This is a genomic window from Nocardia ninae NBRC 108245, assembly GCF_007990755.1.
GTDB lineage: Bacteria > Actinomycetota > Actinomycetes > Mycobacteriales > Mycobacteriaceae > Nocardia > Nocardia ninae.
This window is the reverse complement of the sequence record NZ_BJXA01000163.1, coordinates 1-4,775: the sequence shown is the minus strand read 5'-3', so window position 1 is coordinate 4,775 and position 4,775 is coordinate 1. Positions and strand designations below refer to the sequence as shown.

Annotated in this window: 3 protein-coding genes and 1 pseudogene; 1 reads left to right on the top strand and 3 read right to left on the bottom strand. The window is 63.6% G+C overall.

From position 1 onward, the window contains the following. Positions 1-70: 70 nt before the first annotated feature. Positions 71-369, top strand: a pseudogene (locus NN4_RS47155) (IS256 family transposase); the annotation flags it as partial. A 149-nt stretch (positions 370-518) separates the two neighbouring features. Here the strand turns inward: NN4_RS47155 and NN4_RS44275 are convergent. The 3 genes from NN4_RS44275 to NN4_RS44265 form a co-directional block, all read right to left on the bottom strand. After that, positions 519-1,562: an NAD(P)H-binding protein gene (locus NN4_RS44275; protein ID WP_147144391.1), complete on the bottom strand. Its 1,044-nt coding sequence runs from the start codon at positions 1,560-1,562 to the stop codon at positions 519-521. Between the two features lie 577 nt (positions 1,563-2,139). Then, entirely contained in the window at positions 2,140-2,343 is a 204-nt protein-coding gene (locus NN4_RS44270; RefSeq protein WP_147144389.1) for a CsbD family protein, read from the bottom strand. A gap of 1,559 nt (positions 2,344-3,902) precedes the next feature. Further along, positions 3,903-4,514: a TetR/AcrR family transcriptional regulator gene (locus tag NN4_RS44265; RefSeq protein ID WP_186818931.1), complete on the bottom strand. Its 612-nt coding sequence runs from the start codon at positions 4,512-4,514 to the stop codon at positions 3,903-3,905. Between the last annotated feature and the right edge of the window lie 261 nt (positions 4,515-4,775).

Here is a 4,775-nt window from a genome sequence, read left to right as displayed (position 1 = left end):
TTCCCGATGACCGTTGACAGTAGTGCGAAACACTCTGTTAGCCAACGACGCGCCCGGTTCGACCCGGTCGTTGCTCGACAAGATGGTCTGCGACGGCGCCCGGCGGTTGCTCTCGGCCGCGTTGGAGGCCGAGGTCGCTGCCTATGTCGCCAGTTCGCCGGCAGCTCAACGAGAACGGCCCCGTTTGATGGTGCGGAATGAAGACCACGTCCAAAGAGAGGTTTTCACCCGGGGGGGGGTGCGGTGAGGGTGACGGCGCCGGCGGGTCAACGACAAACATGTGGACCCTGCATCTGGTGCGCGGCAGCGGTTTCTCCGGCCATCCTGCCCGCGTGGGCGCGTAAGTCGCCGCGGGTTGCCGAGGTTCTGGCGCGCTCACCACAACTCGATTGCGTGAAGCGGTGCACGGACCCCGCGGGGATGACGAAGCGATGCACCACGCGTAGTCGCACGTCGTCGACGCCTTTCTCGGCGTTGAATTGGTTTTCCGTTTCGGTAGGGGCGTCGGATTGTTGGAGCTACCCGGTTCGTAGCCCCATGCGCAGGTGGGTGAGCAGTGGCCGGGGGAGGTAGGTTCTGTGCCCGTTGTCGATCGCGACGTCGCCGCCGGCCCATTCGGGGTCGGTCGGTGAGGGTGCCTGCACGTCACCGTGTGCGGCGGTGCCCTCGCGCTGGGTGGTCAATGATCGTCGAATAGCGTCGTCGATGCCCAGAAATTTTCGACTGTCGGCGAGGTCGCGTCTCGCGTCGTCGTTTCCAGTGATCAGATCATGGGCCAAACTCTGCGCCAAAGCGGTCACGGTGCTGCCCGGCACACCGGTAATGGCGGCGACGAGCCGTCCTACCAGCCAGGTGGGTACCAGTGGGAGGGCGATCTGAGTGCGTCGCAGACCGGCGACGCGGGCGTATCGTTGCAAAAGTTCGGGGTAGGTGAGGATTTCGTCACCGCCGATATCGTAGGCCCGGTTGCGTGGCTTGTCGGTCACGCTCGCGCACAACAGATACACGACGTCTTCGACGGCGATCGGCTGCACTCGCCTGTACATCCAGCTCGGAATCGGTGTGAGCGGGACGCGCTCGGTCATTTTGCGCACGATCTCGAAGGATGTCGATCCCGCACCGATGACGATCGCGGCGCGCAGCACGATTGTGGGAACGGCGCAGTTCAAAAAGATATCTTCGACCATCTGCCGCGAACGCAGATGGTCGGACAAGTCGTCATCGCCTGGTATGAGCCCGGACAAATAGACAATGCGCCCCACGGCGTTTTCCGTGGCCGCAGCGGCGACGGCGTGGGCCGCTTCGGCGTCCTTGCGGACGAAGTCGCCGCTTTCCATGGAATGGACGAGATAGACGATCGTATCGATGCCGCGTGTGGCGGTATCGATAGTGGTGGGGTCCTCGACGTCGAATGCGCGTGCCTCGACCGCAACTCCCCAATCGAACCGGCGACAAGACTCGGGATCTCGCATGGCCGCGACGACCGTATGGCCTTCGGTGAGCAGGGCCGGGATCAAGCGCGAACCCACATATCCCGAAGCGCCGGTCACGAGGATGCGCATAACGTCTCCTTTGTCGCGCCTTACCGCTGAATGTGGTGTTACGCCGCGCCGGCCTCTCCATCGGTTCGATTTAGTGATTGTGTGGCTAACTGAGAGTATGCAGGTGATGCAGGATTAGCCGAGCCAACCGATGTCGTAGAGCTAATATTCAGCATGACACGCTGGGGGTGGTCTGTCGACTACGTCGCATGATCGCCAACGCGGACACGCTCGCTCGAACGGGGGCCGGGAAGCGGCCATAAGATCGCGGCCCGTAGCGAAATCGTCGGGCGCGGCTAATTGCGTTGCGGTAACCGACCATCAGCGAGGGCGGATCGACGAATTCTCCTGCGCGCTGGCCGAGCCACGAGTTCGATGGTTGGGCAACGATCGGCACCGCGCCGGGCTCCGTGTTTATAAGCCTTGCGCTCGACGGCCGCGCGCCCGAGCGGGCCGTTTCGGGCCTGTGATCATCGCCCTTTTTCCGGACGGATCGGTAGTCACAGCCGGTGCCGCAGGTAGGCCATGCCCGCCTGCGGCACCGAGCCGACGTCGTATGAGCAGCTCAAAACTTGACGCGGGTCAAGGCGCGACGCAGCTACTTGAAAGCGTCCTTGACCTTGTCGACGGTGTCCTCGATCGCATCTTTGACGTTCTCGACCGCGCCCTTCACCCCGGCTTTGGCCTGGTCGGCTTTGCCTTCTCCGCGCAGCGAGTCGTCACCGCTCATCTGCCCTGCGGCTTCTTTGGCCTTGCCACCGAGATCCTCGGCCTTGTTGCTGATCTTGTCACTCAGAGACATCAGTTACCTCCGAATCGGTCGAGCACACCCAGGCGGGCGCATGCGATTAACCTTACAGCTATCGGCCAGCGAACGCCGGTGTGGCGGCCGAGGCGCTAGCGCTCTCCGCACCGAGACCACGCGGAAGTCCCCGCGAACATCCGACGCTGTCCGCGGTACCACGAATCGAGTTTGGATACCGGTGCAGGTCGACACGTTTCACCGTGGTTCGAGCGCCCCTTCCTCCCAAGAGTTCCGTGGCGTGGGGTTGCGATACCCGGCAGGGAACAGTCGCGGGCGAGACTGGCAGGACGTACCGTAACGCGCGGCACCGACACGGCGTCCTCGGCGTGGCAACGGGGTCAGCCCGATTAGAACCACCACGAATGCAGTCGCCTTTCCGGTCCCAAATGCAGGGCGGTGACGTGCTCGTTCACCGTTCCCACCTGCCCGCCAGCGCTGCAGCAGCTCTCGGTTGCTTCGCATCCGCTTGGCGGCGTGCTGGAAATCGGCGCGAGCAGCGTTGAGGATCCGATCGAACTCGGTGCGGCTGTAGGCCAGCGTCCGGGGACGCGGCCGTCGCGGACTGGGTTCGGTGAGCTTGGCAGCGAAAGCCGACGAGATACCAGGCAGCTTCCGCAGATCGAGCTTCAACTCGACCAACTCCGTGGACGCCCCGAATCGTGTCTCTAGGGAGCCCCATCCTTGCAGGTCAGCGCCATACGGCTGTACGTCGCAGCCGTAACCGAAGGTTGCCAGCTCCGGGGCGGTTCCGAACAGTACTGCGCCGCTGAATCTAGCTGCTGGAGCTCGGGATTGATGGTTCCGAGGGGTTGGGTCCGGATGGACGCCAGTGCTGTGGCCAGCGGAAACGCAGGTGCCTAGAGACACGATCGCTTGAGTCAGATTCCGCCACACACGTAGATCAGCGTAGATTTCGTCGCTCTAGTGGTGTCGAATTCTGCGGAACACGGGATTGAGTGCGCCCGGCTGGCTCACAGCAGCTGGCAGGGGGCTGGGATCAGCCGTGGCAGCGCCGCGGTGCCGGTCGAGGACGGTACTCACCTGGGAGAGCGCCGTCGTCCCCGGGATATAGAAGGCGGCCTGCCCGGTCGGTATCTCGCGCGTGTGGAACGTGGTAATCCCGACAGAGGTCCGGACATCGAAGTTGATGTGCGGTAGGTCGACTGTGAGGAAAGCTGAACTCTCCGAGGGGGATTGGGATGACCCGAGAAGCCAACGCCGGTGGCCGAAATGCAACGGGAAACCAAACGGTAGTCACTGGCCCCGCCGCTGGTGCGTGGTGGATAACCGGCCGGATGCCGGACCTCGAGTGTCCAGAACTGATCAGGGTGCCGACGCGGGCCAGGTGGGCCTATGGAGCAAGAGGGTGGCCAAGACGCTGGAATCGACGGGCAAGTTAGACGCCGGGTAACCGGTGAACGGACCACAGGATGAGCGTGTTCGACCGTGCCGCTGCGGGATCAGCGGCATCAAGAGACCACGCCTGTACGGCGACGACGCACGGCACCTGACCTCCACAGGCTTGCTTGAGCCGGATGCATAGCAATGTGGACGTTTCATCGGTCGAGAATCCAATGCAGCAGGCGGGCGAGGTCGGCGCGGTAAGCCTGGACCGGGTCGAGGTCGGGGCGGGCGAGCAGGGGCAGCCGCAGCCCGGTAAGGGTCGATTGGAGCAGGGTGGCGGACGAGGCGGGCTGCTCGGCGCCGGTCTCGGTGAGCACAGTGGTCGCGATTTCGCGGATGTCGTCCACCCACTGGGTCGCGACGGTGGCGAGTTCGGGTTGACGGACGATCTCGAGATAGAAGCTGAGCATCGGCATCCCCGGGCCTTGGCGGTCGGCCACCAGCTTCAAAAACCACTCGGCCAGCTCGTCGATAGGGATAGTACGCAGGTCGGTGTTGGCGCGCAGGTCGTCGGTCGCCTGCCGCAGCATCGCGAGGTCCTGCTGCATGGCTTCGACGCAAGTGGCTTGGACGAGGTCGACGCGCGTGGGGAAGTGGTAAACGATAGAGGCCGGCGAAACTTCCGCCGCGGCGGCCAGGTTCCGAGCGTGCAGCGCCGGCAAGCCCCGCAGGCGCACGAGATCGACCGCAGTGGCCAGGAGCAGTTCCTGGCGCTGCCGCCCCCGTGCTCGTCGCCCATCGATCGGCTTGTCCGGCTGTGCCACGCCGCGATCCCTGCCCTTTCGGTCCGGCGCCCGGTGGGGTCTATGGGCTGCCTCACAAATCCCCAACAAACTATGCAAACAATTATACAGTTTGTTTCAGCGGATGTGGCAACCATTTAGCGATCGATCAGTGTCAGCGATACCAGTTCGTCACCCTCGCACATCACAGGGCATGGCCAGGGGCATATCCATCCGGCGGGCAGCGTCCCACCTGATCCGCTGTATATCCAAGGCAAATCGACAGCACCTCATCGACTCATC